Annotated in this window: 29 protein-coding genes; 6 read left to right on the forward strand and 23 right to left on the reverse strand. The window is 65.3% G+C overall.

Going from position 1 to position 25,510, the window contains the following annotated elements; genetic code table 11:
* Window positions 1–104: 104 nt before the first annotated feature.
* Window positions 105–1,319, reverse strand: a complete 1,215-nt coding sequence (gene glgC / locus H292_RS0120585) for a glucose-1-phosphate adenylyltransferase (protein WP_026347836.1) — start codon at window positions 1,317–1,319, stop codon at window positions 105–107.
* A gap of 76 nt (window positions 1,320–1,395) precedes the next feature.
* Between glgC and glgA the strand changes: the two genes are divergently transcribed.
* The gene (gene glgA, locus H292_RS0120590) at window positions 1,396–2,571 is read left to right on the forward strand and encodes a glycogen synthase (protein ID WP_026347837.1); all 1,176 of its coding nucleotides are present in this window, start codon (window positions 1,396–1,398) and stop codon (window positions 2,569–2,571) included.
* Here the strand turns inward: glgA and H292_RS27280 are convergent.
* The 11 genes from H292_RS27280 to H292_RS0120655 all read right to left on the reverse strand — a co-directional run bounded on the left by H292_RS27280 (window position 2,541) and on the right by H292_RS0120655 (window position 11,682).
* A complete protein-coding gene (locus H292_RS27280) occupies window positions 2,541–3,377 on the reverse strand; it encodes a putative RNA methyltransferase (RefSeq protein WP_020112596.1) in 837 nt (278 codons plus the stop codon). The genes glgA and H292_RS27280 overlap by 31 nt on opposite strands.
* 90 nt (window positions 3,378–3,467) lie before the next feature.
* The gene (locus H292_RS0120610; protein ID WP_068369835.1) at window positions 3,468–3,635 is read right to left on the reverse strand and encodes a DUF3117 domain-containing protein; all 168 of its coding nucleotides are present in this window, start codon (window positions 3,633–3,635) and stop codon (window positions 3,468–3,470) included.
* Window positions 3,636–3,732: 97 nt separating this feature from the next.
* Entirely contained in the window at window positions 3,733–4,338 is a 606-nt protein-coding gene (locus H292_RS0120615) for a DNA-3-methyladenine glycosylase I (protein WP_020112597.1), read from the reverse strand.
* Window positions 4,335–4,628, reverse strand: a complete 294-nt coding sequence (locus H292_RS0120620) for a DivIVA domain-containing protein (RefSeq protein WP_019665392.1) — start codon at window positions 4,626–4,628, stop codon at window positions 4,335–4,337. Before H292_RS0120620 ends, H292_RS0120615 begins: the two co-directional genes overlap by 4 nt.
* A 43-nt stretch (window positions 4,629–4,671) precedes the next feature.
* The gene (locus tag H292_RS0120625; RefSeq protein ID WP_019665393.1) at window positions 4,672–5,604 is read right to left on the reverse strand and encodes a glucosyl-3-phosphoglycerate synthase; all 933 of its coding nucleotides are present in this window, start codon (window positions 5,602–5,604) and stop codon (window positions 4,672–4,674) included.
* Window positions 5,601–6,461, reverse strand: coding sequence for a dihydropteroate synthase (gene folP / locus H292_RS0120630; RefSeq protein ID WP_019665394.1), 861 nt, complete (start codon window positions 6,459–6,461; stop codon window positions 5,601–5,603). The genes H292_RS0120625 and folP overlap by 4 nt, the downstream gene beginning before the upstream one ends.
* Window positions 6,462–6,483: 22 nt before the next feature.
* Complete coding sequence (locus tag H292_RS0120635) at window positions 6,484–8,262, reverse strand: long-chain-acyl-CoA synthetase (RefSeq protein ID WP_020112598.1); 1,779 nt, start codon at window positions 8,260–8,262, stop codon at window positions 6,484–6,486.
* Window positions 8,263–8,361: 99 nt separating this feature from the next.
* A complete protein-coding gene (locus tag H292_RS0120640) occupies window positions 8,362–8,907 on the reverse strand; it encodes a TIGR00730 family Rossman fold protein (RefSeq protein ID WP_019665396.1) in 546 nt (181 codons plus the stop codon).
* Window positions 8,904–9,647: a TIGR00730 family Rossman fold protein gene (locus tag H292_RS0120645; protein WP_019665397.1), complete on the reverse strand. Its 744-nt coding sequence runs from the start codon at window positions 9,645–9,647 to the stop codon at window positions 8,904–8,906. The genes H292_RS0120640 and H292_RS0120645 overlap by 4 nt, the downstream gene beginning before the upstream one ends.
* 24 nt (window positions 9,648–9,671) lie before the next feature.
* Window positions 9,672–10,763: a succinyl-diaminopimelate desuccinylase gene (dapE, locus tag H292_RS0120650; protein WP_020112599.1), complete on the reverse strand. Its 1,092-nt coding sequence runs from the start codon at window positions 10,761–10,763 to the stop codon at window positions 9,672–9,674.
* A gap of 16 nt (window positions 10,764–10,779) precedes the next feature.
* Window positions 10,780–11,682: an SMP-30/gluconolactonase/LRE family protein gene (locus H292_RS0120655; protein WP_143547008.1), complete on the reverse strand. Its 903-nt coding sequence runs from the start codon at window positions 11,680–11,682 to the stop codon at window positions 10,780–10,782.
* Window positions 11,683–11,837: 155 nt separating this feature from the next.
* On the opposite strand from H292_RS0120655, the gene dapD reads away from it, so the two are divergent.
* The 3 genes from dapD to H292_RS0120670 all read left to right on the forward strand — a co-directional run bounded on the left by dapD (window position 11,838) and on the right by H292_RS0120670 (window position 14,987).
* Window positions 11,838–12,791: a 2,3,4,5-tetrahydropyridine-2,6-dicarboxylate N-succinyltransferase gene (dapD, locus tag H292_RS0120660; protein WP_019665400.1), complete on the forward strand. Its 954-nt coding sequence runs from the start codon at window positions 11,838–11,840 to the stop codon at window positions 12,789–12,791.
* Between the two features lie 100 nt (window positions 12,792–12,891).
* Window positions 12,892–13,602 carry a MinD/ParA family ATP-binding protein gene (locus H292_RS0120665; RefSeq protein WP_020112601.1) on the forward strand — a complete coding sequence of 237 codons (711 nt, stop codon included), beginning with the start codon at window positions 12,892–12,894 and terminating at the stop codon, window positions 13,600–13,602.
* A complete protein-coding gene (locus H292_RS0120670; protein ID WP_020112602.1) occupies window positions 13,581–14,987 on the forward strand; it encodes a cytochrome P450 in 1,407 nt (468 codons plus the stop codon). Before H292_RS0120665 ends, H292_RS0120670 begins: the two co-directional genes overlap by 22 nt.
* On the opposite strand, the gene H292_RS0120675 is transcribed toward H292_RS0120670, so the two are convergent.
* From H292_RS0120675 to H292_RS0120695, 5 genes are all read right to left on the reverse strand, one after another.
* Entirely contained in the window at window positions 14,984–15,424 is a 441-nt protein-coding gene (locus H292_RS0120675) for a 6,7-dimethyl-8-ribityllumazine synthase (protein ID WP_020112603.1), read from the reverse strand. The genes H292_RS0120670 and H292_RS0120675 overlap by 4 nt on opposite strands.
* Complete coding sequence (locus H292_RS0120680; protein ID WP_027498955.1) at window positions 15,421–15,876, reverse strand: CoA-binding protein; 456 nt, start codon at window positions 15,874–15,876, stop codon at window positions 15,421–15,423. Before H292_RS0120680 ends, H292_RS0120675 begins: the two co-directional genes overlap by 4 nt.
* Window positions 15,873–17,171, reverse strand: coding sequence for an O-acetylhomoserine aminocarboxypropyltransferase/cysteine synthase family protein (locus H292_RS0120685; RefSeq protein WP_020112605.1), 1,299 nt, complete (start codon window positions 17,169–17,171; stop codon window positions 15,873–15,875). Before H292_RS0120685 ends, H292_RS0120680 begins: the two co-directional genes overlap by 4 nt.
* Window positions 17,172–17,174: 3 nt before the next feature.
* Window positions 17,175–17,687, reverse strand: coding sequence for an OsmC family protein (locus tag H292_RS0120690; protein WP_019665406.1), 513 nt, complete (start codon window positions 17,685–17,687; stop codon window positions 17,175–17,177).
* 137 nt (window positions 17,688–17,824) lie between these two features.
* Complete coding sequence (locus H292_RS0120695) at window positions 17,825–18,835, reverse strand: DNA polymerase III subunit beta family protein (RefSeq protein WP_020112606.1); 1,011 nt, start codon at window positions 18,833–18,835, stop codon at window positions 17,825–17,827.
* 87 nt (window positions 18,836–18,922) lie between these two features.
* Between H292_RS0120695 and H292_RS0120705 the strand changes: the two genes are divergently transcribed.
* The gene (locus H292_RS0120705; RefSeq protein ID WP_020112607.1) at window positions 18,923–19,522 is read left to right on the forward strand and encodes a CHAP domain-containing protein; all 600 of its coding nucleotides are present in this window, start codon (window positions 18,923–18,925) and stop codon (window positions 19,520–19,522) included.
* Here the strand turns inward: H292_RS0120705 and H292_RS0120710 are convergent.
* Complete coding sequence (locus H292_RS0120710; RefSeq protein ID WP_019665410.1) at window positions 19,519–20,934, reverse strand: acyl-CoA synthetase; 1,416 nt, start codon at window positions 20,932–20,934, stop codon at window positions 19,519–19,521. The two genes, H292_RS0120705 and H292_RS0120710, sit on opposite strands and share 4 nt — an antisense overlap.
* A gap of 2 nt (window positions 20,935–20,936) precedes the next feature.
* Here H292_RS0120710 and H292_RS0120715 point away from each other — a divergent pair, with 2 nt between their 5' ends.
* Window positions 20,937–21,341: a hypothetical protein gene (locus H292_RS0120715; protein ID WP_019665411.1), complete on the forward strand. Its 405-nt coding sequence runs from the start codon at window positions 20,937–20,939 to the stop codon at window positions 21,339–21,341.
* On the opposite strand, the gene H292_RS0120720 is transcribed toward H292_RS0120715, so the two are convergent.
* The 5 genes from H292_RS0120720 to H292_RS0120740 all read right to left on the reverse strand — a co-directional run bounded on the left by H292_RS0120720 (window position 21,313) and on the right by H292_RS0120740 (window position 25,509).
* Complete coding sequence (locus tag H292_RS0120720; RefSeq protein WP_019665412.1) at window positions 21,313–21,702, reverse strand: MerR family transcriptional regulator; 390 nt, start codon at window positions 21,700–21,702, stop codon at window positions 21,313–21,315. The genes H292_RS0120715 and H292_RS0120720 overlap by 29 nt on opposite strands.
* 3 nt (window positions 21,703–21,705) lie before the next feature.
* Window positions 21,706–23,178, reverse strand: coding sequence for a SulP family inorganic anion transporter (locus H292_RS0120725; protein WP_020112608.1), 1,473 nt, complete (start codon window positions 23,176–23,178; stop codon window positions 21,706–21,708).
* A 40-nt stretch (window positions 23,179–23,218) separates the two neighbouring features.
* Window positions 23,219–24,322, reverse strand: coding sequence for a succinyldiaminopimelate transaminase (gene dapC / locus H292_RS0120730; protein ID WP_019665414.1), 1,104 nt, complete (start codon window positions 24,320–24,322; stop codon window positions 23,219–23,221).
* 2 nt (window positions 24,323–24,324) lie between these two features.
* Entirely contained in the window at window positions 24,325–24,648 is a 324-nt protein-coding gene (gene fdxA / locus H292_RS0120735; RefSeq protein WP_019665415.1) for a ferredoxin, read from the reverse strand.
* 111 nt (window positions 24,649–24,759) lie between these two features.
* Window positions 24,760–25,509 carry a hypothetical protein gene (locus H292_RS0120740; RefSeq protein WP_020112609.1) on the reverse strand — a complete coding sequence of 250 codons (750 nt, stop codon included), beginning with the start codon at window positions 25,507–25,509 and terminating at the stop codon, window positions 24,760–24,762.
* Window position 25,510: the final 1 nt, after the last annotated feature.

Below are 25,510 nucleotides of genomic sequence, written 5' to 3' on the forward strand. Positions count from 1 at the left end.
GCTCCACTCCCGGGGCTTCGCGCAGCTGACCTTGGGTCATTTCGCAGGCTCCACTCCCGGGGCTTCGCGCAGCTGACCTCGGGTCTCCGCAGGCTCCACTCCCGTCAGATCCAGACGCCCTTGCCGACGGAGACGACGCCGCCTGCGGAGACGTTGAAGCGTTCGTTGTCGCGTTCCATGTCGACGCCGATGATTTCGCCGGGCCCGACGACGACGTTCTTGTCCAGGATCGCCCGGCGAACCACTGCGCCCTTGCCGATGCGTACACCTGGCATGAGGACGCTGCCTTCGACGGTGGCACCGTCGTCGATCATCACGTTGGAACTGAGCACCGAATTGCGGACGGTCGCGGCGGAGAGAATGCATCCGGCGCCGACGACGGATTCCTGCGCGAGCCCGCCCTGCACGAACTTGGCGGGTGGGAGGTTCTCGGCGGCGCCGCGGATGGGCCAGCGGCGGTTGTAGAGGTTGAAGATCGGGTGCACGGACACCAGGTCCATGTGTGCGTCGTAGAAGGCGTCGATGGTTCCGACGTCGCGCCAGTATCCGCGGTCGCGTTCGGTGGCGCCGGGTACGACGTTGTCGTTGAAGTCGTAGACCGAGGCGACACCGGCTTCGACGAGTGCGGGAATGATGTCGCCGCCCATGTCGTGGTCGGAGTCGGAGTTCTCCGAGTCCGCTTTGATGGCGTCGATCAGCACTTTCGTCGTGAAGACGTAGTTGCCCATCGATGCGTAGGTGACGTTGGGGTCGTCGGGTGTGCCCGGAGGCTGAGCGGGCTTTTCCAGGAACTGGGTTATCTTGCCGTTCTCGTCGCTGTCGATGCATCCGAACGCGAAGGCCTCGCTGCGCGGCACCCTGATCCCGGCGACGGTGACGCCTGCACCGGAGTCGATGTGCTGCTGGACCATCTGCTCGGGGTCCATGCGGTAGACGTGGTCGGCACCGAAAACGACTATGTACTCGGGGTCTTCGTCGTAGACGAGGTTGAGCGACTGGAAGATGGCGTCGGCGCTGCCGGTGTACCAGCGTGGGCCGAGGCGTTGCTGCGCCGGCACCGGGGTGATGTACTCGCCGGCGAATCCGGACAGCCTCCAGGTCTGGGAGATGTGGCGGTCCAGTGAATGGGACTTGTACTGGGTCAGCACGCACAGCCGGAGGTATCCGGCGTTGACGAGATTGCTCAGAACGAAGTCGATCAGTCGGTAGGCGCCGCCGAACGGTACGGCTGGCTTTGCTCTGTCCGCGGTCATGGGGTAGAGCCGCTTACCCTCACCGCCGGCAAGCACGATCCCTAGAACATGCGGTTGTGTCCTCACAGAGCCAACCTATCCGCACTGGGTGAAGCTTGCTAGCAGTACACGCGTTTCACCGCGGGAATGTAGGTTTACAGATGTGCGCGTGGCGATGATGACTAGGGAATACCCGCCGGAGGTCTACGGAGGCGCCGGGGTGCATGTCACCGAACTCGCGGCGCAGCTGAAAGCGCTGTGCGAGGTCGACATCCACTGCATGGGTGCGCCGCGGGACACCGCGCACGTCCATGATCCCGATCCGGCACTGAAAGGCGCCAATGCGGCGCTGACGACCCTGTCGGCGGAGCTGCGAATGGCGAACGCCGCGGCGGACGCGGACGTGGTGCACTCGCACACCTGGTACACCGGTCTCGCCGGCCACCTGGCCGCGGAGTTGTACGACGTTCCGCACATCCTCACCGCGCATTCGCTCGAGCCTCGCCGTCCGTGGAAGGCCGAGCAGCTGGGCGGCGGCTACCGCATCTCGTCGTGGTCCGAGCGCAATGCCGTCGAGTACGCCGACGCGGTCATCGCCGTCAGCGAGGGCATGGCCAAGGACGTCCTCGATGCCTACCCGCGCCTGGACCCGCAGCGTGTTCATGTGGTGCGCAACGGAATAGACACCGAGAACTGGCACGCCGGACCCGCCGCGGATCCGTCGGATTCCGCGTTGGACGCCATCGGTGTCGACCTGGATCGGCCGATCGTCGCGTTCGTCGGGCGGATCACGCGCCAGAAGGGCGTCGGGCATCTGATCGCGGCCGCGCACCATTTCGATCCGTCGATTCAGCTGGTGCTCTGCGCGGGCGCTCCCGATACTCCGGAGATCGCCGCGGAGACCGAACGTGCGGTTGCCGAGCTGTCCGCTGCGCGCGACGGCGTCCACTGGGTGCGCGAAATGCTTCCCACCGAAAAGATCCGCGAAATACTTTCTGCGTCACAGGTTTTCGTCTGCCCGTCGGTGTACGAGCCACTGGGCATCGTCAACCTCGAGGCCATGGCAGCGGAAACCGCGGTGGTCGCGTCCGACGTCGGCGGCATCCCGGAGGTCGTCGACGACGGTGTCACCGGTCGCCTCGTGCACTACAACGCATACGAACCGCAGGCGTTCGAGCAGGCTCTGGCCCGGACGGTCAACGAGGTCGCGCTGGATCCGACGCTCGCGGCTTCGATGGGCAAGGCCGGTCGTGCCCGTGCCGTCGCAGAATTCTCGTGGGCGGCCATCGCTCAGCAGACGCTGGACGTCTACTCCGCGGCGCTCGCCCGTCGCTCGTAGGTTCCGACGACGACCGACGCGGTCACGGCCACCGGCTCGGACAAGGATTCGATTGCGGCACGCCTGTCCGCTTCGGTGGTGTGCCGAACGGACGGACCCATCCCGACGAGGCTGCCCACCTCGGCGTGGGTGAGCTCCATGCGGTATTCGACGGCTGTCCGGTCCACCTGGTCGAACCCTCCGGACAGGGAATCACCGAGCCGCCTGGCCTTGTCCTCGTCCACGCCGATGAGGCCGAGTTCGCCGATCAGTTCCTGTTGATGCCGGACGGTGGGGGTGACGACGACGAGCCTGCCTCCCGGTGCGAGGACCCGCCTGGATTCTGCGGCGTTGCGCGGCGAGAAGACACAGGTGATCGCGTCGAGCGAGCCGGAACGGACGGGTAGACCGTTCCAGACGTCGGCGACCACGGACCCGATCGCGGGATGAGCCTGCGCCGCACGACGAGCCGCGGCCTTGGACACGTCGATGCCGATTCCGCGTCCACCGGTGCGATCGAGGACGGCCGCCAGATAATGACCGCTGCCGACGCCGATCTCGAGCACGGTGCGAGACGCACCGACCGCGTCGACGAGGGCCGCCGTCACCCGGTCGAAGTGGCCGGCGCTCAGGAACGCGGTGCGGGCCGCGATCATGTCCGGTGAGTCGCCGGTGATCTTGCCTGCGCTGCCCGGTTGGAGACTGACGTATCCCTGACGTGCGACGTCGAACGAATGCCCTCGATCGCACAGAAGAGTGCGGTCCTCCACGTCGAGGTCGGAGCCGCAGTGCGGGCAGACGAGCAGGTCGATCACGTCGGCGAGCACGACACACCCCGCCTACCGCGCACCCCGACCACCACTAAGCCCCACCTGCCGGAATCGGCAAGCGGGGCTGGGCACAGAAACGAAAAACAGTTAACCGGTGACGCCTTTCAGCTCTTCACCGAGGGCGGCTGCCTCGTCAGGGGTGAGCTCGACGACCAGGCGTCCTCCGCCTTCGAGCGGCACCCTCATCACGATCCCTCGTCCCTCTTTGGTTGCTTCGAGGGGACCGTCCCCGGTCCGGGGCTTCATCGCCGCCATCCTCTGCTCCCTCCAGATCTGCGCCACCCAGCTCTGCGCTTCGGCCAAAAAAGTGTTCTCGCCGTGAGCGAGAATGGTTCTTGCGCTCCATTCTTCCCTATCGGGACCGATACCGGGAACTGGAGTCGGTATTCGGGGACTTCACCCAACATCCCGTCAGGTGATCGTCGACCATTCCGGTGGCCTGCATCAATGCGTAAGCCGTGGTCGGACCGAAGAACCGCAGCCCACGACGCTTGAGATCCTTGGCCATCGCGGTGGATTCGGTGGTCACCGCAGGTACGTCCGATATCGAATCGAGACGCTGTCCTCGCGGGGCCGGAGCGAACGACCAGAGCAGCGAATCGAGGTCGGGGTCCAGGTCGAGGATCACCCTCGCGTTGCCGATGGCTGCGTCGATCTTGGCGCGGTTGCGCACGATCGAACTGTCCTGCATCAGCCGCTCGGTGTCCGCGGCGCCGAATGCCGCGACCTTCTCCGGATCGAATCCGGCGAAGGCGCGACGGAAGTTCTCGCGCTTGCGCAGGATCGTGATCCACGCCAATCCGGACTGGAACGCTTCGAGACACAATCGTTCGTACAGGGCGTCTCGGCCGTGGAGTTCACGACCCCATTCGGTGTCGTGATAGGTCCGGTACAGCTCGTCGTCGGTTGCTCGCCACGGGCACCGCAGCTTACCGTCGGGGCCGGGTACGGCCGTCACTTGTCCACGTTCGTCGTATCGTCCAGGCGCGACCGGAGCAGGTCGATCTCCGCGGCGAGTCGTTCCAGGGCCCAGTCGACTTCGCTGGGCTTGTAGCCACGCAACGTCTGCTGGAACTTGAGGTCTTTCACGTCGTCGCCGGTCACGCCCTCGGCAGGTAGGACGGTGGCCGTCGTCCCCTCGGGCAATGGTTCGAGCTCTTCACCGCGACCGAACACGGCACTTGCGACGAAGAAGAGCAGGGCTGCGATGACCGCGATGACGACGACGTACAGCAGAAGCGTCAGCATCGCAGAATCTTCTCACAGCCCTGCTCTCGAACGGTTCTGCGCGTTACACGTGCAAGGTGTTGATGGCGGGTCGATCGGCCAGCGACACCTCGGTGGAGAACGGCACGAAGGAATCTCCGTCGACGCGGAACTGCATCAGTCCGGCCCCCGAGTCCACCATTCCGCAGCGGTTCAACATGGTGCCCACGATCTGACGGCTCATCGCGCCCAGTTCCACCAGCGGGCGGTTGCGGTGTTTGCGGACACCGAGATTGACCTGACCGATCGCGCCGAGTCCCAGTTTGTCGTAGGTGTCGAGCAGCAGCCCGATCTCCACGCCGTAGCCGGGCGCGAACGGCACCGCGGAGAGGAGTTCTCTCGTTCCCGCGTACTCCCCGCCCAGCGGTTGGATCACGCCGGTGAGCTCCGGGCGCATGGCGGCGAGCATCGGCCGGGCAACCAGTTCGGTGACCCTGCCACCGCCGTTGGCGTCCTCGGTGCCGCTGGTGCGCAACGGACGTCGGTAGTAGCCCTTCACCAAATGGATACCGTCGCCCATCAGCAGGGGGCCGAGGAGCTTGGGTACGAACGCCGGGTCCGGGTTGATCAGATCGGAGTCGACGAACGCGATCAGATCACCCGTCGAGGCAGCGATCGCTCGCCACAGCACTTCACCTTTGCCCTTGACCGGGTCGAGTCCGGGAATTGCTTCCTCGCGACTGATCACTCGTGCGCCGGCGGCGGTGGCACGTTCGGCGGTGGCGTCGGTCGACCCGGAGTCCAGGACGATCAGTTCGTCGACGAGACCACCGAGCAACGGGTGGATGGTATCCACTACTGCCGCGACGGTGTCTTCCTCGTCGAGCGCAGGCAGTACGACGGAAACGGTGCGGCCCGCCTTCGCTGCCTCGAGTTCGGCGATGGACCACGACGGGGTGTCCCACGTATTCGTGTCCGCCCATGAATCCAGGACGGTGGTTCGGTCCGCAAGCGTCATGCCAGCCCCCTGACGGTCCGCACCGGAGCCCTGTTTCCCTGTATCGCCGCAACCATGTCTACGACTCTTCTGGTCGACGCAACCTCGTGCACCCGGAACATTCGGGCGCCGCCTGCTGCGGCCAATGCTGTCGCTGCCAATGTTCCCTCCAACCGGTCGGCGAGTTCTACACCTAGAGTCTCCCCGATAAAATCCTTGTTGCTCAGCGCCATGAGCACTGGCCATCCGGTGTTTACAAGAACGTCCACGCGACGCAACAACTCGAGCCCGTGGAAGGTGTTTTTGCCGAAATCATGGGTCGGATCGACGAGAATCGAGTCGCGACGCACACCCGCGGCAACAGCTTTCTCGGCCGCGGCTGTCACTTCCTCGACGACATCGGCAACGACATCGGTATAGCGAACACGGTGTGGTCGGGTACGCGGTGTGGCACCTCCGGTGTGCGAGCAGACAATGCCGACGCCTTCCTCGGCGGCCACCCCGACGAGGCCAGGGTCCGCCCCGGCCCACGTGTCGTTGATGAGATCGGCACCGACACCGCACGCAAGCCTCGCCACGTCGCTACGCCAGGTATCGACACTGATCAGCAGATCCGGGTACTCACCGCGGATCGCCTCGACGAACGGAACGACGCGACGGATCTCCTCGGCAGCGTCGACGAGCACACCCGGGCCCGCCTTGACGCCGCCGATGTCGACCATGTCGGCACCCTCGGCGACGGCGCGATGGACCGACGCCATCGCCGCCTCGTCGGTGAAGTTCGCACCCTTGTCGTAGAAGGAATCAGGAGTGCGGTTGACGATCGCCATGACGAGCGCGCGATCGTCGGCCACCGGCTTGCCGCAGAGAGTGCTCATGCTTTCAATACTGGCACGGGCATTATTTGCTGCTGGGCGCCTTACCTGCCGCGACCTCGTCGACGTAACCGTCGTACGCCTTGTCGTAACCGCCGGACTTGCCGCGCAGCACGTAGAGCTCGCTCTCGCCGTCCTCCTCGTAGCCGAGCTTGCGGAGGGCGACCTTCTGGCTCTTGAACGTGGACGTCTGTTCGAGGCTGTCGACGACGCGCACGAACAACGGCACGGCGTACGTCGGAAGCTTGTCGTACAGATGCGCTGCGACGGCTTTGCCGTCGAACGACTCACCGTCGCGCAACGTCACCGCAGCCATGCCTGCCTTGCCGTCGGCACCGTCGATGTCGACGCCGTAGACGACGGCACCGTCGATGGCGGAATGGCCGCCGAGGGCACCTTCCACCTGCGTGGTCGCGACGTTCTCACCCTTCCAGCGGAACGTGTCGCCGAGGCGGTCGACGAAAGCGACGTGCAGGAAACCCTGCTTACGCACGAGGTCGCCGGTGTCGAACCATGCGTCGCCGTCCTTGAACCCGTCGCGGACGAGCTTCTTCTCGGTGGCCTCGTCGTCGGAGTAGCCGTCGAACGGGGCGCGATCGGTGACCTTGGAGAGCAGCAGACCGACCTCACCGGTCCCGACCTTCCGCAGCTTGCCGTTCTGACCGCGCTTGGCCTTGCCGGACTCCTCGTCGTACTCGACCACCGCGTACGGCAGCGGGCAGATGCCCGCGGTCTTCTTCATGTTCAGCGCATTGATGAAGGCGATGTTGCACTCGCTGGCGCCGTAGAACTCGGCGACGCGTTGGATGCCGAACCGTTCGGTGAACTCCTCCCAGATCTCCGGGCGAAGGCCGTTGCCGACGACGAGCTTGATCGTGTTGTCCCGGTCGGTCGCCTTCTTCGGCTGGGTGAGCAGGTACCGGCACAGCTCACCGATGTAGGTGAACGCCGTGGCCTTGTTGACCTTGATGTCTTCCCAGAAATTGCTGACCGAGAACTGCTTGCCGATCGCCATCGTCGCACCACCGGCGAGCACCGAGGACAGCGTCACCGTCAGAGCATTGTTGTGATAGAGCGGCAGGCAGCAGTAGATGACGTCGTCGCTACGCAGACGCACACCCATGTTGCCCAGACCGGACATCGACTTGAGCCACCGGAAATGGCTCATCAGGCTCGCCTTCGGCATTCCCGTCGTGCCCGAGGTGAAGATGTAGAACGCCTTCTCCTTCGCCAGGATCTCCGCGGTGACCGAAGGATTCTTCGGCGACGCCTTCTGCGACAGCTCGTCCAGTTCCTTCAGCGGCAGCACCGAACCGGCCTGCGGAGCAGCCTCGAGCGAATCGAGTGCCTCCTGCGTGTTCTCGTCGAATACCAGGACCTTCGCATCGAGAATTCCCAGGCTGTGCTCGAGCACGTCACCACGCTGGTTGTAGTTCAGCATTCCAGCCGTCGCACCGAGCTTCACCGCAGCCAACGCCGCGAACAGAGCCTCCGGGCGGTTCTTGCTCAACACCCCGACGACATCCCCGCGCGTCACACCCCGGTCCGCGAAGACGGCAGCGTAACGATTGACGATCGCGTTGGCGTCCGCGTAGGACGTGGACTCCCCTTCGAACCGCACGAACGGCCTGTCACCGTTCTTCGCCGCAGCATACTGGAACACGAGGCCGATCGACGCCTTGTGATGGGGTTTGCGGGTGAACCCGGCGACACCCCGAAGCAGGCTGGGCACCTCCGTCACCATTTTCGGCAACGCGACGGCGACGTCGGTCACCTTGATCTTCTGACGGGCATCGACAGCCATGAACTCCCCTTAGTCCGATGTGACCTTGCTAACCTTACTCCAGAGTAACGTCCGAATTCGAGGTCACTCCGCAGGCTCCGCTCCCGGCCGTTTTCGAGGTCACTCCGCAGGCTCCGCGCATGCATCCAGTGCACCCCGGACGGTGTCGGTTCTGACCAGCGCGTCCAGGGCCCGCTGTTGCACGAATCCCGTCGAGGACAGGCTGTCGATCCACTGCAGGAGTCCGTCGTAGTGACCGACCGGGTCCAGCAGAACGATCGGTTTGGCGTGCATTCCCAGGTAACCCGCTGTCCAGGTCTCGAACAGTTCCTCGAGCGTCCCGATCCCTCCCGGCAACGTGATGAACGCGTCGGCGCGGTCCTCCATGATCTTCTTTCGCTCGCGCATGGTGTCGGTGACGATCAGTTCGTCGGCGTCGACGTCGGCGACTTCACGGTGGACGAGCGCCTTCGGGATCACGCCGACGGTGTTCGCGCCTGCCGCGCGAGCTGCCTCCGCGACGGCGCCCATCATCGACACGTTGCCGCCGCCGGACACCAGCCCCCACCCTCGGCGTCCGATCTCCGTTCCCAGCTCGCGCGCCAAGTCGATGAACGACCGATCGACGGGCCCCGACGCGCAGTACACGCACACATTCCAACTCATGACTGCTCCCCCGTTGTGCTTTCGATGATCCGCACGGCTTCCTCGACGCTGTCCGTGCAGTGGATGAGTTCCAGGTCGGACGGCGAGACCTTGCCTTCGGCGACGAGGGTGTTCTTGATCCACTCGATCAGACCGGACCAGAAGTCGGTGCCCAGCAGGATGATCGGGAACCTGGTGACTTTCCGGGTCTGAACGAGGGTGAGTGCCTCGAACAGTTCGTCGAGGGTGCCGAATCCGCCGGGTAGGCACACGAATGCCTGGGAGTACTTGACGAACATCGTCTTTCGGACGAAGAAGTAGCGGAAGTTTACGCCGAGATCGACCCAGTCGTTGAGTCCCTGCTCGAACGGCAGCTCGATTCCGAGGCCGATGGAGAAGCCGTCGGCGTCGGATGCGCCGCGGTTGGCTCCTTCCATGACGCCGGGCCCGCCACCGGTGATGACGGCGAATCCGGCCTCGGCGAGGCTTTGTCCGAGCTGCCGGCTGCGCTCGTACTCCGGGTGATCCTGCGGGGTGCGGGCGGAGCCGAATACCGTGACGGCCCTTGGCACCTCGGCGAGCGCACCGAACCCTTCGACAAATTCACTCTGGATGCGGAGCACCCGCCACGTGTCGGTGTGGATCCAGTTGCCGGGGCCGCGTTGATCCAGCAGGCGCTGATCCGAAGTGGACGTCTCGGAGTTGCGTCCGCGCCGCAACACCACCGAACCCTTGTGCCTAGCTGCCTTGTCGTCGTCCATGCGGACAGGCTATCCGGCGGCCCTTCACGACTTCGAGAGATAGGCACGAAGGACTGCTGCGACGTCGGTGATCTGTGCTGTCGGCACCCGCTCGTCACGCTTGTGCGCCAGATTCGGGTCGCCCGGCCCGTAGTTCACGGCGGGGATACCGAGAGCGGAGAACCTGGAGACGTCGGTCCACCCGTACTTGGCGCGGAATTGGCCACCTGCGGCCTCGATCAGCGCAGCCGCGGCAGGAGCTCCGAGGCCGGGCAGTGCACCGGGCGACGAGTCGGTGACCTCGACGCCGACATCGAGCCCGGCGAACACGTCGCGAACATGACCGACGGCCTGCTCGACGCTGCGGTCGGGGGCGAATCGGAAGTTGACGTCGAGCTCGGCGGCGTCGGGGACGACGTTTCCCGCGACGCCTCCGGAGATGCGCACCGCTTGCAGTCCTTCGCGGTAGACACAGCCGTCGATGTCGACCTGCCGGGCTTCGTATGCCGTCAGCCGGTCCAGCACTGCACCGAGTTTGTGAACGGCGTTGTCTCCCAGCCATGATCGGGCACTGTGCGCACGGGTGCCACTCGCCGTCAGGCGCACCCGCAGAGTGCCCTGGCAGCCGGCCTCGATGAACCCTCCCGACGGCTCACCCAGAACGGCGACGTCCGCCTGCAACCACTCCGGCAGTTCACGTTCGATGCGGCCGAGCCCGTTCTTGGACGCCGCGATTTCCTCGCAGTCGTAGAAGACCAAGGTCAGGTCGTGGGCAGCGTCGACGGTGGCCGCCAGGTGCAGAAAGACTGCGTCCCCGGATTTCATGTCGACCGTGCCGCAACCGTGGATCACGTCGCCGTCGGCGTGGTCGCGTTCACGACGGCTCGGCACGTTGTCCGCGATCGGAACGGTGTCGAGGTGCCCGGCGAGCATCACGCGAGTGGGCAGGCCGCGGTGTGTCCGCGCGAGTACAGCGTTGCCGTTCCTGACGATCTCGAACCCGGTTGTCTGCTCGCGCAGTGCGGCTTCGACGGCGTCGGCGATCACCGACTCGTCCTCGGAGACGCTGGGGATGTCGACGAGTGCGGCTGTCAGGTCGATCGGGTCGGCGTGCAAGTCCAGGCGGGGAACACTCATCGGACGATTTTAAGCTCTAGCCGAGGTCGCGGCCGCCGGGGATCTCGTACACCGACCCGTCGAAGCCCGCCCGGAACAGCCGTCCGCTGGAGAAGCCCTGCTCGCCCCGTCCGTAGATCACGACGCTCGAGGTGGGGATTCCGCTGCCGAGGACGCAGTACTGCCCGGGCGCATCGATTCGGACGATCTGGCCTCGGGTGTTCAGCGGCACGACCGGACGGCCGGCGGAATCGAGGGTGAGCCCGTCCGGTGCGCTGAGCGAGTCGAGTCCGTTCAGGTCGAGAATGCTCTCCGGTGCGGACGGGTTCGCGATGGGAATTCTGCTGACGCCCGAGTTCACGAACGTTCTGGAGACGTACAGGTACCGACCAGCGTCGTCGAGCACCGCGCCGTTGGCACTGGGTAGCCGCGCCCACGCGGGGTTCACCGTTCCGTCCGGCGCGACCTGGCCGACCAGGCTACCGAAATCGTTTGTCGCGTACACAGTTTCGTCGTCGGCCACGGCAAGACCGTTGGCTGCGCTGAGGCCGGTGGCGAACGTGCTGGTCTCGAGCGTGTCGATATTCAACCGCACGATCCCGGCTGCCTTGACGATGTCGCCGACGATGACGGTCGGGTTGGCTCCGTAGCCGACGAGCAGGGTGCCGTCGGGCATCCAGGCGAGCGCGCCACCGCCGCCGGGGACACGCGCGATCTCGTAGGCGGGAAGCCCAGGTGCGTCGATCCGGAAGACGCCTCCGGTGATGATGTCCGTCGTGTAGAGCCTGCCCGCCGAGTCGACGGCGAGTCCTTCGAGCGCCGCGCCGCCGACCGAACCGACTCGGACCGGTGCCGCAGCGGCCGCGCAGTCCGGTGCCGCGGACGCGGCCGGTGTCCCGACGAGCACCGCGCCGGTGGCGGCAACCGCCGCCACGGTCACTGCTGTCACTGCTGTCCGAATTCGTTTCGCTACGCGCACGTTCGTCCCCCACACGTCGATGGCTCCCCGCTACCTACGTTCATGTCTACACCCCGGCGGTGACATCCATCGGCCGTGTCCACACCCTGCGCACCCACACCGTATTCTCGATACCTGTGAGCGCACAGGGAGCATCTGCAATCGGTCTTGCCAACATCACCACCGGCGGAGTCGTACTCGACACCTGGTACCCGAGCCCTGAGCTCGGGGACTACACCGATTCCGGCACCACCCGACTCGACGGTGCGGACATCCCCGCCGAGCTCGCGGCACTCGTCGGCCCGGACGAGGCTCGCGGCGTCGACGTCGTGGCCGTGCGCACCACCATTGCGTCCGTCGACGATGCACCTGTCGATGCGCACGACGTCTACCTTCGCCTACACCTGCTCTCTCACCGGCTCGTGCAGCCGCACGGTGTCAACCTCGACGGCCAGTTCGGATTCCTCGCCAACGTCGTGTGGACCAACTTCGGCCCGGCTGCGGTGGAGGGCTTCGAGACCGTTCGCGCTCGCCTTCGTGCCCGCGGCCAGGTCACCGTGTACTCGATCGACAAGTTCCCCCGCCTCGTCGACTACGTCGCCCCCTCCGGCGTGCGGATCGCCGACGCCGACCGTGTGCGCCTCGGTGCACACCTGGCCAGCGGTACCACCGTCATGCACGAGGGCTTCGTGAACTTCAACGCCGGGACGCTCGGCAACTCGATGGTCGAGGGTCGTATCTCGGCCGGAGTCGTCGTCGGCGACGGTTCCGACGTCGGCGGCGGCGCGTCCATCATGGGTACGTTGTCCGGCGGCGGAAAGAACGTCATCTCGGTGGGTAAGAGCTGCCTGCTCGGCGCCAACTCCGGTCTGGGTATCTCGCTCGGTGACGACTGCGTGGTGGAGGCCGGTCTCTACATCACCGCGGGCACCAAGGTGTCCGGTCCCGACGGCACCGTGGTCAAGGCTGCGACGCTCAGCGGAAAGAGCAATCTGCTCTTCCGTCGGAACTCCGTGTCCGGTGCGGTGGAGGTCGTTCCGTGGAAGGGCACCGGCGTCGAGTTGAACGCTGCTCTGCACGCGAACGACTGATTTGCCGGTTGTATACTGACCCCCGCGCTTCCGCTTGGGAGCTTCCCGCGGCTTGACGCTCGGCCCGGACGTTGCACCGAATCTGTCGAGAAGGCGCTCCATGAGTGTGACGTTGGTACTCGGGGCGTGCGGCGGGGCCGGGACCACGACGACGTCGGTCGGTCTTGCCAATGCTCTTTCGCTGCACGGGAAGTCCGTGGTGGTCGTCGACGCGACCGTCGGCGGCGGTGATCTCGTCGAACGCGCCGCCGACAACACTGTCACCGCAGCGACCGTCGAATCGGGGTATGTCGGCGTCGAGTTGTCGACCACCAGTACCGGGGCACAAGTGCTGGGTCGGGCGTGGCCGGACTCGATCGACCCCGACTTCGGCCGTCTCGATTGGCATCTGACCTGCACGACCGACGCGGCGATCTACGATTTCGGGCACGGAAGTGTGGAACGCGACAGCGCGAACCCACTGCGGAGCGGGCCGTCGGCAGCTGTGGTGCTCGTGGTCCCTGCGAGGCCCGATGCCGTTCGACGATCGAGGGCTGCGCTCCACACGATCGGGTTGGCTGCCGGTGAGAAAGCACTGCGCCGCACCACTGTTGTGGTCGCGCACTGCACTCCAGGACCGAACACCTCGGCGGTCGACGACGTGCGGCGCGACCTCGACCGAGTCTTCGACGTTCTCGAAGTGCCCTACGATCCGCACCTCTCGTCCGGATCCACTGTCACCGCAGCTGATCTGTCGCCTTCCACGACACAGGCTTACGAGCGCATTCTCACATCGAACATCCGCTCGGTATGGGGCACACTGTCGGCGTGACAATTCCCAAACCTCGATTCCGCCTCCCGATAGTGGGTGACATCCTCAGCATCGATGCGGCAAAACCGACCCAGCGTGAACTGAAGATGGCGTCGGAATTGGGACCGATATTCGAACGGAAGATCCTGTCGCACCGCCTTGTCGTGGTCAGCGGTGCTGATCTGGTCGCCGAGCTGAACGACGAGACACGGTTCGCCAAGTTTCTCGCACTCCCGCATCGCAAGCTGCGCGCACTGGGTGGCGACGGCTTGTTCACCGCGTTCAACTCCGAGCCCAACTGGGGTGCGGCACATCGAGTTCTGATGCCAGGATTCAGCCGGGATGCAATGCAACGTCATCACCACGTCATGCAGGACGTGGCGAACGAGCTCACCTCGCACTGGCGGACACGCTCCGATCAGTCGATCGACGTGGCGGCCGATCTGAACAAGCTGACACTGGAGAACATGGCCCGCGCCGGGTTCGGCTACAGCTTCGACTCGTTCCGACGAGACGACGACGCATTCGTCTCCGCGATAGTCCGCGTGCTCGGTCACGTGAACCGGACGTCGAACGACCTGCCGTTCATGCGGTTGTTCGACAGGAAAGCTCGGGTCCGGAACGAGCGCGACATCGAGTACGTGCACGGCGTGGTCGACGACGTCATTCGGAAAAGGATGCTGGACACAGAGACTCGTCACGACGACCTGCTCGACCTCATGCTGCACACCCCCGATCCCGAGACCGGGGAACTGCTCGACAAGGTGAACATTCGCCACCAGGTTCTGACGTTCCTCGTCGCGGGAAACGAAACCACCGCGGGTACCTTGGCGTTCGCGTTGTACTTCCTCGCGACACATCCCCATGTCGCCGCCCGAGTCCGCCAAGAGGCGGACAACGCATCCGACGTGGTGAGCTACGCGGACGTCTCCAAGTTGCGCTACACCCGCAGCGTCGTCGACGAGACGCTACGTCTCTGGCCGTCGGCTCCCGGTTACTTCCGCAAGGCGCGTCAGGACACGTCGTTGGCGGACGGCAGATATCCGATGAAGGCCGGTGAGTGGGCATTCGTCCTGACACTCGGGTTGCACCGCGACCCGATCTGGGGCCCGGATTCTCACGTCTTCGATCCTGATCGTTTCTCGTCGGCCCGCTCGAAATCTCGCCCGGCCCAGGCGTACAAGCCGTTCGGAACCGGAATGCGCGGCTGCATCGGGCGTCAGTTCGCGCTACACGAATCGGTGCTGACGCTCGCGCACTTGGTGCGGTCCTTCGACTTCGACCTCGAAGACGGCTACGAACTGGACATCCAGGAATCGTTGACGCTGAAGCCGCAGAACATGCGCATGAAGGTTCGGCAGCGCTCGATCACCCCGAGCGCCGGCGATGCCAGGTGCGCGCTCTAGCCGATCGAGTTCAGCGATTCCAGGGTTCGTGTGACTGCCCGTGCCGCCTCGACGCCTTTCTTCTCGAGGTGGTCGGCGAAGAAGTCGGTGTGATCGGCGTGTTCGTGGAAGTGGTGCGGAGTCAGTACCACCGAGAAGACGGGAACGTCGGTGTCCAGTTGGACCCGCATGAGGCCGTCGATGACGGCGGTTTCCACGAATTCGTGTCGGTAGATTCCGCCGTCGACCACCAGGGCTGCGGCGACGATGGCCGCGTAGCGGCCGGTCCGTGCGAGCCGCTGGGCGTGCAGCGGAATTTCGAACGCGCCCGGTACCTCGAAAATCTCGACGTCGGCACCGAATTCGGCGACGAAACCCTCGCGTGCTCGATCGACGAGTTCCTTGTGCCAGGTGGCTTGCACGAATGCGACGGTTCGGGGCTGCTCGGTCATGGTCATAATGCTAGACGCCTCCGTGAGTCGATGACGCCGGTATCGAAACCGGCAAGGTGAAGTCCGCCGTGGAACCGTGCGTGCTCGATCTTCAGGCACTTGTCCATCACCACGGACAGTCCAGCGCGTTCGGCGTCGCGCGCGACCTCGTCGTGTACGAGTCCGAGTTGCAGCCAGATCGTTTTCGCTTGGACGGCAATTGTTTCCGCCAACACGGACGGCAGGTCGTCGTGTTTGCGAAAGACGTCGACGAGGTCCGGTCTCACCGGAAGGTCGGCAAGTGTGGGATACACCGGCGTGCCCTCGATCTCGGTGATCGTGGGGTTGACGAGGTAGATGTCGTACGCGCTCGTCGACGACAGATACTTGTTCACGAAATAGCTTGCACGCGATGGGTTTTTCGATGCGCCGACGATCGCGACCGACGTGGTCTGCTGCAGGATCTGCCTGATGGTCATGACCGCTCCCGTCCCGTTGCCGCCGTGAGCGCCTGGTCGAGGTCCCACTCGATGTCGTCGATGTCCTCGAGCCCGACGCTGATGCGGACGGCCTCGGGCCGGACACCGGCCTCGTGTAGTTGATCGTCGGTCAACTGGCGGTGTGTCGTACTGGCCGGGTGAATGACGAGTGTGCGCACATCGCCGATGTTCGCTACGTGGCTCGCGATTCGGACGTTCTCGACGAATGCTCGGCCGGCGTCCCTGCCGCCGTCGACCCCGAAGGTGAACACTGCACCAGGTCCCGACGGAAGGTATTTCGCGGCACGCTCGTGGTGGGGATGGCTCGGCAGACCCGAGAACGCGACGTAGTCCACTCGCGGATCGGCGTCGAGCCAGGCTGCCACGTCGCGGGCGTTCTGCACGTGTGCCTCCATCCGCTGCGGCAAGGTCTCCACGCCCTGTATCAGGGTGAACGCCGACTGCGCGGCCAGGGACCCACCGATGTCGCGTAGTTGTTCACTGCGAAGTTTCGTCAGGAAGCCGTACTCGCCGAAGTTCCCCCACCAGGACAGGCCTCCGTACGACGCGACAGGTTCGGTCATCTGCGGGAATCGACCCGAGCCCCAGTCGAATCTGCCGGATTCGACGACCACTCCTCCGAGCGTCGACCCGTGACCACCGAGGAATTTGGTCGCCGAGTGGACGACGATGTCGGCGCCGAACTCGATCGGGCGGCACAACACCGGCGTTGCCATGGTGGCGTCCACGACGAGCGGGATTCCGTGCTCGTGGGCGACGACGGCGAGGCCTTCCAGATCGGCAATGTCACCCGACGGGTTGCCGATGACCTCCACGTAGATCAGCTTCGTCCGGTCGGTCACCGCTGCTGCGTAGTCCGCCGGGTCGGTTCCCGGAACGAACGTGGTGTCCACACCGAACCGTCGCAGCGTGACGTCGAGTTGTGTGATGGTGCCGCCGTACAACCCCGCTGCCGCGACGATGTGGTCACCGGTGCCGGCGAGCGCGGCGAACACTGCGAACTCCGCAGCCAGGCCGCTGGCGAATGCGACCGCTCCGATGCCGCCTTCGAGGCTGGCGATGCGCTCCTCGAAGGCGGCGACGGTGGGATTGGCGATCCGGCTGTAGACGTTTCCGTACTTCTGCAGAGCGAAGAGGTCGCCGGCGTCCGCCGAGTCCTCGAACACGTAGCTCGCGGTCGAGTAGATCGGTACCGCCCGCGCGCCGGTCTCGGAATCGGGTCTGGCACCTGCATGTATCGCGCGCGTTCGGAGACCGAACGACCTCTCGCTCATCCGTCAGGCCGTTTCGAGGGTCGTGTGCACCGGCGTCCGGTTGCGTGTGAGATCGAGGACCGGGCAGTGCGCGTCCACCGCTTCCTGCAGTTCCTCGTAGCGCTCACGCGATTCCGGCCCGGTGACCTTGACGATCACTCGGACCTCGCCGAACCCGGCCCGAACCGAGTCGTCGAAGCCGAAGAAGCCCCGAACGTCGAGGTCACCCTCGGCACGCGCGGTGATGTCGTCGACCGCGATACCGAGCTTGTCCGCCCAGACCCGGTAGGTCACGACCTGGCAGGACAGCAGAGACGCGAGGTAGTACTCGACGGGGTTGGCCGCGGTGTTCTCGCCGCCGAGGGCGGGCGGTTCGTCCACCTCGACACTGAACTTGCCGAGCGTGACCGTGCTGGCGACGGCATCGTGCGCGGCTGCGGATGCACGGAAGACGACGAGGGCGTTGTGTGGATCGGCGTCGACTGCGTTCTTGGTTGCGCTGGTGACGGATCCGAGGTGCGACAGAGCTGTGGACATGACTGTCCCCTTCGTGAGGTGTGTTGGGTGCTGACCTGATTGGTTGGATCAGGACGCGCAACAACGCGAAGAGCAGACCAGTCCGAAATCGACGGTGCGACGCCTCACCAGCACATCGGCTGTCACGTGGGTCGCGGTCACGAACGCGACAGTAGCAGCTTCCGGTCGACGGGCATCGCGAGAGTGGTGAGGTCGCCGCTGTCCGCGGAGCGAATCACCACCGGGTACTCCGGACCCGACACGTCGATCATGACGTCGGGGCCGAGCGCTGCCACGACGGCCGGGTACAGGGTGGTCACGGCGAACGCCATGTCCACGTCGGGTCCGGACACGGTTGCATCCATGTCGGACGTGGTGAAATCGATGTACTCGTTCTCGGTGTCGAGCATCGACAGCAACGTCGACTTGGCGACGACCATTCGGGTGGTGACGTCCGGTAGCGCGCCGAGCATTGCGCGGTAGTCCGGAAACTCGGCCGCAAGGATGCGGGCACGGTCGTCGCCCGGCCGGAAGGTCACCGCCGAGGGGGTGCGATCCACCTGCACTCGATGGTGCTGTCTGATGGATTGGACCGCGGACCGCAGATCGTCCCCGTCGACCACTGCGGTCCATTCGGTCTCGGTTGCAACCGCTTTCGCGACCAGCGACCGGGACACCAGCCTGAATCGATCGGTCGCGGTCATGGTCAGCGTGTCGTCCCGCCATTCCAGGTACACCCCGGCGAGGACGGGATGCTCGGGGTGATGCGACGTCGCGGTGAGGGTCTGATCGAGTGCGGCGGCGAGAACCGGGCCGTTGACAGTGAACATTGGCTTCCTGCTTTCGGTGTCGAGTGTTGCGTGTACGGCGGTGGCGGAACGGGCCGCCAGCCGCGCCTGATCGGTCAGGGTGCCAACGTGCCGATCGATCGGTGAGGCGTCGCCGGCGAGGACCGACTCGATCATGTCCAACGGCATGTCGATCTGCCGCAGGCTCCGGATCACCTCGGCCTGCTCGAGCTGCCCCGGCGCGTAGTAGCGGTAGCCGGTGGTCTCGTCGATCCTGGCGGGCTCCAGGAGAGACGAGTCCGCGTAGAAGCGCAGGGCACCGGGGGTCAACCCTGTTGCGCGGGCGAATGCGCCGATTGTCATCAATTCCGATGTGGTCACGAGCCCATCCTGGGGTCTCCGGTCGGTCGAAGGTCAAGCGTGGTTCTTCACCGTCGGCTCGAACGGACCTGCCGGTACATTCGAAGGATGAGCATCGAGGTCCCCACCGCCCCGCAACGCGGTCGCCGACGCGTCGGCCGCTGGTTCGTGGCGTTCGTCGCGGTCGTCGTGGTGGTGGCGGGCGCCGTGCTGTGGTTGGCCCCGAGCCGGTACCTGCCGTGGGACACGACGCCGTTTCCCGACGTCGACACGTCCGCGCTCACTGCCGAGCAGGCGGCCGTCGTCGACCTCACTCGGGCGGAGCACGAACGGCAACGCCCCGGCACCTTCTACTCCGAGGGCGTCGAGGAGGCCTGGTGCGCGAACTTCGTCAGCTGGATCATGCGTGAAGCGGGCCGCCCGCTGAGCAACCCGCATTCCGGCAGTTGGCGCATCCCCGGGGTGTACACGTTGACCGAGTACTACCAGCAGCAGGGCACGTTCGAGCCCAAGGGTTACGTTCCCTCCGTCGGCGACGTCGTGCTGTACGACAACAGCAGCTGGGTCGGCCAGCACACCAACATCGTCGTGGCGGTCGACGGAGACACCGCAACGACGGTGGGAGGCAACGAACTCGGAAAGATTCGCGTGCACTCCGTCGACGTTCTGTCCGATTCCGCGATAGTCGGTTTCGGCCGGCTTTCCTAGCTGAGCTGCTTCTTCTGCACTTTCCCCATCGCGTTCCGCGGTAGCGAATCCACGACACGAATTTCCCTGGGCCGCTTGTGGTTCGACAATTCGGACGCCACCAGGTCGATCAACACCGTCGGCTCCACACCCGTCCCGACGACGAATGCAACGATTCTCTGCCCCAGGTCTTCGTCCGGAAGCCCCACCACGGCCACCTCGTCGACCGTCGCGTGACCGAGCAGTACCGTCTCGATCTCCCCTGCCCCGACGCGATAACCGCCGGACTTGATCAGATCCGTCGACGCGCGGCCGACGATTCGGTGGAAGCCGTCGGGCTCGATCACCGCGACATCCCCGGTGTCGAACCAGCCGTCGGCAGTGAAGGACTCGGCCGTTGCCTCGGGGTTGTTCAGGTAGCCGTCGAACACCATCGGTCCGCGGACCTGGAGCGCACCGATGGAGTCACCGTCGTGCGGCAGCACCGCGCCGTCCTCGCCCACCAACCGGGTATCGACGCCGGCAACGGGAAGACCCACCGATCCCGGCCTGCGTTCTCCGTCGGCACGCGTCGACAGTGTGATCAGCGTTTCGCTCATGCCGTACCGCTCGACCGGTGCCTGACCGGTCAACTCGCGCAGTTTCTCGAACACGGGTACCGGCAACGGCGCGCTCCCCGATACCAGCAGACGAGCACCGGACAGTGCGCGAGCGGAGTCGGCGTCCGCGGCGACCCTCGACCAGACAGTCGGAACTCCGAAGTAGAGCGAGCCGCCCGCGGCGGCGTACAGCTCCGGCGTCGGCTTGCCGGTGTGGATCACGGGGCTTCCCACCCGGAGCGGTCCCAGCAGACCGAGAATCAGTCCGTGTACGTGGAACAGCGGAAGGCCGTGCACCAGTGTGTCTTTCCACGTCCACTGCCAGGCCTCGGCGAGGGCGTCGATTCCCGCTGCGATGGCCTCACGCGAGAGGAGCACGCCTTTCGGTGGGCCGGTGGTACCCGAGGTGTAGAGAACGAACGCCGTCGACGACGGGTGCGGGTCCGGGTAGCTGTGCCACGACCGAGCGTGTTGACGCACGGGCAGCACCTGTAACCCGGCGGTGTCGTCGGGAGCGGCTCCGAGCCACGCCTGGGCACCGGAGTCTCGAAGAATGTGAGCCCGTTCCGCCGGCCCCGCGTCCGGGGGCACGGGAACGATCGTCACGCCTGCGATCAGACACCCGACCACTGCCAGCACCGTCTTCACCGACGGCGTCGCCAGCACGGCAAGCCGGTCCGCCTGGGCGACACGCTCCGCCACCGACGTCGCCGCCCCGAGAATGTCTCCTCGTGACAGCGAGACTCCGTCGATGGTGACGGCGTCGGGAATATCGTCTCCGCGCGCAACGGCGAGTGGGTTCAGTGAACGAAGCAGCACATGGTTACCGTACATACATGGACGCCGATGGAATCGACTCCGGCGACTACGCCGAGTATTTGACGGTCCCGGCCGGCAGCTTGCAACCCGGGGTGTACCTCATCGGCACCGACGCCGAACAGGACGTCGATACCGACGAGGAGTCGGACGAACTGGCGGACGACATCGCCGACGACGACGATCTCGACTTCGACCATGTCACCGACAGTGCGCCGCGGCTTGTGTATTCGGTGCAGTCCGACGATTTCTGGACACGCGTCGAACTTGCCGACCTTCGGGCCGGGCAACTCTACGAGGAGCAGTTCGCCCGCAACCCGTCCACGAACACCGAACCGAAGAGGTTCACGACGGTCGAGGCGTTCGGCAGCACCGAGCTGGTGTACATCCTGCGTATCAGGCGCGGCGGCTGGGATGTCGGTTAGCGGCCAGAACCGCGGTCAACTCCTCGGCGTACGCCAGCTTCTTCCGCAGGTTCGCGCACGCTGCCTCGGCCCTGGCATGGCATTCGTCGACGAAAGCGCCTGCCTCCTGGGCGTCGTCGCCGCCCGACTCGATGGTGTCCAGCGAGGCCAGTAGTCTGCTCATCTCGTCGAGCGTGAATTCGAGTGGTTTCATGCGCCGGATCACCAGCAGTCGCTCGACGTCCGTGTCGGTGTACAACCTGAACCCGCCGGCACTGCGCTCCGACGGCGGCACCAAGCCCACCTCGTCGTAGTGGCGGAGCGTTCTGATGGACAAGCCGGTACGTTCGGCGACTTCACCGATCTGCATGTGCGCAGCCATGATTCAGCCTTCTCCGCCGAGGCGTCCGGTCAGTCGATCATGCCTTTCCTTGCTTGCCCCGGCCAGTCCGACGATGGAGACGTGCGTGCCGTACTTGGCGTATTTCGTCGTCACGGCATCGAGGGTAGCAACGGTCGACGCATCCCAGATGTGCGCGTCGGACAGGTCGATGACGACGTTGGCCGGGTCTGTCGCGTAGTCGAACTGGTGGATCAGGTCGTTGCTCGACGCGAAGAACAGTTCGCCGCGTACGCCGTAGACCCGAGTGTCGTCGTCGGGATGCGCGATCTCGACGACCTCCGTGACGTGCGCGACGCGACGTGCGAACAGGATCATCGCGACGACGACACCGACGATGACGCCGTAGGCCAGATTGTCGGTGGCGACCGTGACCGCCACCGTCGCCACCATCACGGCGGTTTCGCTGAGCGGCATGCGGCGCAGGGTTTTCGGCGCGATCGAGTGCCAGTCGAACGTCGCGAAGCAGACCATGATCATGACGGCTCCGAGAACGGCCATCGGTATGCGCGCGACGACGTCGCCGAAGACCACCACGAGGACGAGCAGGAACGCTCCCGCGAGGAACGTCGAAATCCTCGTCCGGGCTCCGGAGATCTTCACGTTGATCATCGTCTGGCCGATCAATGCGCACCCGCCCATGCCTCCGAACGTGCCGGTCACGATGTTCGCGACACCGAGCCCGGCGCCTTCCCTCGTCTTGTTCGACGGTGTGTCGGTCACGTCGTCGACGAGTTTCGCGGTCAACAGGGATTCGAGCAGTCCCACGAGCGCCATGGCGAAAGCGAAGGGCGCGATGATCTTCAGCGTCTCGAGGTTCATCGGAAGGTCCGGGAAGAACAGCGACGGCAGCGACGACGGCAACTCCCCTTCGTCGCCGACGTTCGGGACCTGAACTCCGAACACGATGGTGACGACGGTCAGAGCCGCGACGGCAACCAGCGGCGCCGGAATCGCGGTGGTGAGTCGGGGCAGAACCACCATGATGACGATCGCGGCCGCGGCGATCGGAAACACCAGCCACGACACGTCGACGAAGTATCGGATCTGGGCGATGAAGATCAGGATCGCCAGCGCGTTGACGAATCCGACCATGACGCTGCGGGGAATGAACCTCATCAGCTTCACTGCCCCGAACGCGGTGAGGACGATCTGCATCAGTCCACCGAGCAAGACCGTCGCGACCAGATAGTCGAGACCGTACTTCGGGACGATCGGGGCGATGACCAGTGCGACGGAACCCGTCGCGGCGGAGATCATTGCGGTTCTGCCGCCGACGATCGCGATGGTGACGGCCATCGTGAAGGCGGAGAACAGACCGACTCGTGGATCGACACCGGCGATGATCGAGAACGAAATCGCCTCGGGAATCAACGCCAAGGCAACGACGAGTCCGGCGAGAATCTCGGTTTTGAGGATCTTGGGTGAACGCAGCGCGCTCAGTACGTCGGTCGGCACGTAGCGCTACTCTACCCTCACGTGAGGGTAGAGTTCGACGTCAGGAGAGCAACCGCTCCGCTGCCGCGTGGATTCTCTCGTCGGTGGCCGTCAGCGCAATGCGCACATGCTGGGTCCCGTCCGGGCCGTAGAACTCCCCCGGCGCAGCAAGGATGCCCCGTGCGGCGAGCCAGTCGACCGTGTCACGGCAGTACTCGCCGCGCGTCGCCCACAGGTACAGACCGGCCTCGGAGTGGTCGACGGTGAATCCGGCCTTCTCGACGGCAGACTTCAGTTCGGTACGGCGTGCACGGTATCGCTCACGCTGCTCGTTCTCGTGCGCGTCGTCGTTCAAGGCCGCGGTCATGGCCGCCTGCACCGGAAGAGGCACCATCATGCCTGCGTGCTTACGCACTTCGAGCAGATCCTTCACCAGCACCGGGTCACCGGTCACGAACCCGGCACGGTAGCTGGCCAGGTTCGACGTCTTGGACAACGAATGCACCGCCAGCAAGTTGGTGTGGTCTCCGTCGGACACACGCGGGTCGAGGACGGACACGGCGTCCGCCTCCCACGTCAGACCGAGGTAGCACTCGTCGGACACGACGACGGCACCCCGCTCCCGCGCCCACGCGACCACCTTCCGCAGGTGATCGACCGGCAGCACTTTGCCGGTGGGGTTGGACGGCGAGTTCACGAAGACCAGGGACGCGTTCTCGGGCCCGAGACGGTTGAGCCCGTCGGCCCGGGTGACGCGCGCGCCGGCGAGCAGAGCGCCGACCTCGTACGTCGGGTAGGCGAGTTCCGGGATCACCACGAGATCGTCGGCGCCGAGGCCGAGCAGCTTCGGCAACCAGGCGATCATTTCCTTGGTACCGATGGCCGGGAGCACCGCGGACGGGTCGATACCGGTGACTCCGTAGCGGCGAGCCAACGACTCGGCTGCTGCGCTCCGCAGCGCATCCGTTCCCAGGGTCGTCGGGTAGCCGGGCTGGTCCGAGACCGAGTTCAAAGCGTCACGGATGATCGGAGCGACGGGGTCGACCGGAGTGCCCACCGACAGATTGACGATGCCGTCCGGGTGCGCCGACGCCTTGTCCTTGGCCGCGGTCAGCGAATCCCACGGAAAATCCGGGAGTCCAGCGGCAACGGAGATGCGCGCCAACGTCAGTTCTCGGCCATGGGGGGAAGTGCCTTGACGAACGGCGAGTCGTGGTCGACCCGGCCGAGCTTGGCCGCGCCGCCGGGCGAACCGAGTTCGTCGAAGAAGTCGACGTTGGCGCTGATGTAGCCGTTCCACTGATCCGGAACGTCGTCCTCGTAGAAGATGGCTTCGACCGGGCAGACCGGCTCACAGGCACCGCAGTCGACGCACTCGTCGGGGTGGATGTACAGCATTCGGTTGCCCTCGTAGATGCAGTCCACCGGGCATTCTTCGATGCATGCCTTGTCCATCACATCCACGCACGGTTCCGCAATCGTGTAGGGCACTGCTGCTCTCCCTCCCTTTCCGCAAAGTCGGCGCCACGATCCGATCGAACCTGGCGCCCTGAAGATCCTAGTATCGCGCCGGAGAATTCCGACAACCAGCGCAGGGTGTCCTCACTTACGCACAGTCACTTTCGAGCCTACGTGGCTCGCGTCGTTCCGGTGCGCACGGATCCACTGCCTCCCCTGTTCCGCAGCCCGGGACAGGGCACCACGTTCTCCCAGGTATCCGGCGACGCCCCCGACGACCGGGATGGCGGAGAGCACCCGGAGCACACCCCGGCTACGTGGGCGTTTCGCCAGCTCGCCCGACACATCGCGCAGCACGTTCGCCACGTCCCACATTCCGCGCAACAACGCGAAAGGACCGCGACCTCTCGGTGTGGCAGGACGCTCGGGTTCGGGGGCGGAGAGATCGATCTCACGTTCGCACAGCACCGACGCGAGCATCCGGACGTGATCCGCTCGGTCGGTGACGCCGCTCTCGCGCGCCACCGCGACCAGGACCATCGCCTGGTTGGCGAAACCGAGCAGGTCCTGCAGCGGAAGCCGGTTGACGAGAACGCCGAACACTCCGGGGAACGCGACCGCGACGGTGTTCAACGCGCCGATGCGCGCCACCCACCACTGCGATCGCGCGTCCTCGTCGAGAGCCTCCCACCCCTTGGTCCCCGGAAAGTCGGTCGCATCGAGCGCCGACGCCAGTGTGTCCAGAACCTTGTCGAGCGCCGTGTCGGTGTCCGTCGATGTCCTGAACGTTCTGCCTTTGAGTCCCACCGGGTCCCGTTGGGCCAGCAGGTCGAGTACGGGGTCGATGATGGCGACGGCGCGCCCCAGAGCCGCCGCTACGGTGCGATCCTCCATG

The sequence above is a fragment of the Rhodococcus sp. 114MFTsu3.1 genome (genome assembly GCF_000383555.1).
GTDB classification, from domain to species: Bacteria; Actinomycetota; Actinomycetes; order Mycobacteriales; family Mycobacteriaceae; genus Rhodococcoides; species Rhodococcoides fascians_E.

Excerpts from the sequence above, each read along its gene's own strand:
- H292_RS0120720 (WP_019665412.1), bottom strand. The coding sequence starts at position 21,702 with ATGGCTGCGCACATGCAGATCGGTGAAGTCGCCGAACGTACCGGCTTG.
- folP (WP_019665394.1), bottom strand. The coding sequence starts at position 6,461 with ATGAGCACTCTCTGCGGCAAGCCGGTGGCCGACGATCGCGCGCTCGTC.
- H292_RS0120675 (WP_020112603.1), bottom strand. The coding sequence starts at position 15,424 with ATGACCATGACCGAGCAGCCCCGAACCGTCGCATTCGTGCAAGCCACC.
- dapE (WP_020112599.1), bottom strand. The coding sequence starts at position 10,763 with ATGAGTGTTCCCCGCCTGGACTTGCACGCCGACCCGATCGACCTGACA.
- H292_RS0120740 (WP_020112609.1), bottom strand. The coding sequence starts at position 25,509 with ATGGAGGATCGCACCGTAGCGGCGGCTCTGGGGCGCGCCGTCGCCATC.
- H292_RS0120640 (WP_019665396.1), bottom strand. The coding sequence starts at position 8,907 with ATGAGTTGGAATGTGTGCGTGTACTGCGCGTCGGGGCCCGTCGATCGG.
- H292_RS0120685 (WP_020112605.1), bottom strand. The coding sequence starts at position 17,171 with ATGAGCGAGAGGTCGTTCGGTCTCCGAACGCGCGCGATACATGCAGGT.
- H292_RS0120620 (WP_019665392.1), bottom strand. The coding sequence starts at position 4,628 with ATGCTGACGCTTCTGCTGTACGTCGTCGTCATCGCGGTCATCGCAGCC.
- H292_RS0120705 (WP_020112607.1), top strand. The coding sequence starts at position 18,923 with ATGAGCATCGAGGTCCCCACCGCCCCGCAACGCGGTCGCCGACGCGTC.
- H292_RS0120670 (WP_020112602.1), top strand. The coding sequence starts at position 13,581 with ATGGGGCACACTGTCGGCGTGACAATTCCCAAACCTCGATTCCGCCTC.
- H292_RS0120690 (WP_019665406.1), bottom strand. The coding sequence starts at position 17,687 with ATGTCCACAGCTCTGTCGCACCTCGGATCCGTCACCAGCGCAACCAAG.
- H292_RS0120625 (WP_019665393.1), bottom strand. The coding sequence starts at position 5,604 with ATGACGCTTGCGGACCGAACCACCGTCCTGGATTCATGGGCGGACACG.
- H292_RS0120610 (WP_068369835.1), bottom strand. The coding sequence starts at position 3,635 with ATGGCGGCGATGAAGCCCCGGACCGGGGACGGTCCCCTCGAAGCAACC.
- H292_RS0120710 (WP_019665410.1), bottom strand. The coding sequence starts at position 20,934 with ATGTACGGTAACCATGTGCTGCTTCGTTCACTGAACCCACTCGCCGTT.
- H292_RS0120715 (WP_019665411.1), top strand. The coding sequence starts at position 20,937 with ATGGACGCCGATGGAATCGACTCCGGCGACTACGCCGAGTATTTGACG.
- H292_RS0120680 (WP_027498955.1), bottom strand. The coding sequence starts at position 15,876 with ATGACCATCAGGCAGATCCTGCAGCAGACCACGTCGGTCGCGATCGTC.
- H292_RS0120645 (WP_019665397.1), bottom strand. The coding sequence starts at position 9,647 with ATGGACGACGACAAGGCAGCTAGGCACAAGGGTTCGGTGGTGTTGCGG.
- H292_RS0120665 (WP_020112601.1), top strand. The coding sequence starts at position 12,892 with ATGAGTGTGACGTTGGTACTCGGGGCGTGCGGCGGGGCCGGGACCACG.
- H292_RS0120635 (WP_020112598.1), bottom strand. The coding sequence starts at position 8,262 with ATGGCTGTCGATGCCCGTCAGAAGATCAAGGTGACCGACGTCGCCGTC.